Annotated in this window: 3 protein-coding genes; all 3 read left to right on the forward strand. The window is 73.8% G+C overall.

Features of this window, described 5'->3' with window-relative positions:
• Positions 1 to 235: 235 nt before the first annotated feature.
• The 3 genes from ABD353_RS39440 to ABD353_RS39450 all read left to right on the forward strand — a co-directional run bounded on the left by ABD353_RS39440 (position 236) and on the right by ABD353_RS39450 (position 2,397).
• Positions 236 to 889, forward strand: coding sequence for a hypothetical protein (locus ABD353_RS39440; protein ID WP_344628545.1), 654 nt, complete (start codon positions 236 to 238; stop codon positions 887 to 889).
• 115 nt (positions 890 to 1,004) lie between these two features.
• Positions 1,005 to 1,802 (forward strand): DsbA family protein, encoded by a 798-nt coding sequence (locus ABD353_RS39445; RefSeq protein ID WP_344628546.1) that lies wholly within the window; start codon positions 1,005 to 1,007, stop codon positions 1,800 to 1,802.
• A gap of 1 nt (position 1,803) precedes the next feature.
• A complete protein-coding gene (locus ABD353_RS39450; RefSeq protein ID WP_344628547.1) occupies positions 1,804 to 2,397 on the forward strand; it encodes a vitamin K epoxide reductase family protein in 594 nt (197 codons plus the stop codon).
• The last annotated feature ends 85 nt before the right edge of the window (positions 2,398 to 2,482 follow it).

Consider the following 2,482-nt stretch of genomic DNA (forward strand, 5'->3'; position numbering starts at 1 on the left):
CGCCTCCTCGCCGCGCACGCCCCCCGCCAGGTCGGCGAGGGTCTCGGTCTGCCGGGAGATCCAGGCGCCGAGGACCGTGGCGGCGGTGGGCTCGGCTCCGTGCGGCACGCTGACCACCCTCTTCCCGGGTCTCCAGGGTATGCCCGCGGGGGCGCGGAGCGGGCGTTCCTGACGCCGCGTCACCCGTGCGGACGCTTACACCGTCCTGATCCACGACCTGGCATACTCGCTGTCCATGACCGAGAGCCGGGCGACGAGGGTTCTGCGGGCCGCGGTGTTCACCGCCCTCGCGGTGCCGCTCGCTGCCCTGGGCCAGGTCGTGCTGACGGGTCGGCCGCTTCCCGTGACGCTGGTCCTGGCGTGCACCGCGGCCGTGTTCCTGGTGGCCCTGGTGCTGGACGGCGCCCGGCACGGCCTGGGGCGGCTGGCGGCGGTGATGGTCCCGGTCGAGCTGCTGCTGAACACCGCGTTCAACCTCGGGCAGGACGGCTGTACGACGGTCGCCGCCCGGTCGCACGGGGTGGATCTGCTGGTCTGCGGCGGCGGTTCGGTGGACGGCAGCCCGATGCTGTCGGGTCTCGCCGGGCAGTCCGCCGGTTCGCTGCGGCTGCTGGTGCTGCTGGCGCACCTGGCGCTGGCGCTCGCCGCCGCGGTGTGGCTGCGCCTCGGTGCGGCCGCGCTCGGCGGTGCGGCGCAGGTGCTGCGCGCGCTGCGGGCGGTGGCCGGGGCGGTCGTCCGGCATCTGCTGTCGTTCCTCGCGCCGCTGCCGGCCTGCCCGGCCGAGCTGGCGCCCTCGCCGGACGCGCGGGAGCCACTGCCCCGCCCGGAGTCCGTCGTTCCCTCGCCGGCGCCGCGCCGCGGCCCGCTGGTGTTCGCGCTCGCCTGCTGACGGCACTGCCGCCGGGCGGGCGGGCCCCGCGTGCCTTCCCCCTTCTCTTCGGTGCACCGCTGCACGGCCGCGCGGCCCGGTGGTGCGCCCGTACGCGAGGATTCGACGGATCATCATGAGCACCCAGCCCCAGCAGTCCCGCACCTCCGCCCGTGAGCGCCTCCAGGAGGCCCACCGCCGGGAGAAGAAGGCCGCCGCGCTGCGGCGGGGCACCGTCGTCGCGGTGAGCGTCGTGGCGGCGCTGGCCGTGGTCGGCGGCACGGTGGCGGCGATCGCCACCGCCACCTCCTCGGACGCGGACCCGGCCGCCTCGGCGCCGCTGACGGTGCCGGCCAACACCACGGGCCAGGACGGCACCGTGGTGGTGTACGGCAAGGCCGACGCGCCGCACACCCTGCAGGTGTACGAGGACTTCCGCTGCCCGGTCTGCAAGCAGTTCGAGGCCTCCGCCGGCCAGGCGGTGCAGCAGCTCGCGGACAGCGGCCAGTACAAGATCGAGTACCACCTGGCGGCGTTCCTGGACAAGAACCTCGGCGGCAAGGGCTCGCGGACGGCGCTGGCCGCCGCGGGGGCCGCGCTGAACGAGGGCGTGGACAAGTTCAAGCAGTTCCACGACGTGCTGTACGCCAACCAGCCCGACGAGCGCGAGGACGGCTTCGGGGACGTCAACCGGATCCTGCAGCTCGCGGAGAAGGTCCCGGGTCTGAAGACCGAGGCGTTCACCAAGGCGGTCACCGAGGGCACCTACCGGCCTTGGGCGGCCAAGGTCGACGCGGCGTTCTCCGCCAGCGGCGCCCAGGGCACCCCGACGGTGGTGCTCGACGGCAAGGTGCTGAACGTCTTCGGCCAGGACGGCAAGCCGGTGACCGGCGAGCAGTGGACGGCGCTGGTCCGCAAGACGACCGGGGCCTGACATGGCCTCCGGTGCGACGATCGGTGCGGGGCGGGGCCTCGCCCGGCTGCTGGTGGTGGGCGGGCTGCTCGGCCTGGCGGCCTCGGCGGTCCTGACCTTCGACAAGCTGCGGATGCTGGAGAACCCGGCCTACCGGCCCGGCTGCAGCATCAATCCGGTGATCAGCTGCGGTTCGGTGATGCGCACCGGCCAGGCGTCGGTCTTCGGCTTCCCGAACCCGCTGCTCGGCCTGGCGGCGTTCGCGGTGCTGGTCGCCGCCGGCGCCGGCCTGCTGGCCGGTGCCCGCTACCACCGCTGGTACTGGCTGGGCCTGCAGGCCGGCGCCCTGGCCGGCCTGGCCTTCACCGTCTGGCTGATCACCCAGGCGCTGTACGAGATAGGCGCGCTCTGCCCGTACTGCATGGTGGTGTGGGCCGTGGTCGGGCCGCTGGCCTGGTACCTCACCCTGCACAACCTGCGGACGGGCGTCCTGCCGGCCCCCCGCTGGTGGCCGTCTGTGGCCCGCTACCACTGGGTGGTGCCGGCACTCTGGTACCTCGGCATCGCCCTGCTGGTGCTCAACAGGTTCTGGTACTACTGGCGGACGCTGATCTGAGCACCGGCCGCCGCCCGCCCGTCCGTCCGCCCGGCCGGGGATGTCAACATATCTGGCGTTGACTTTTGGCACGCTGTTGAGTTCT

It is taken from the genome of Kitasatospora arboriphila, assembly GCF_039528095.1.
GTDB lineage: Bacteria > Actinomycetota > Actinomycetes > Streptomycetales > Streptomycetaceae > Kitasatospora > Kitasatospora arboriphila.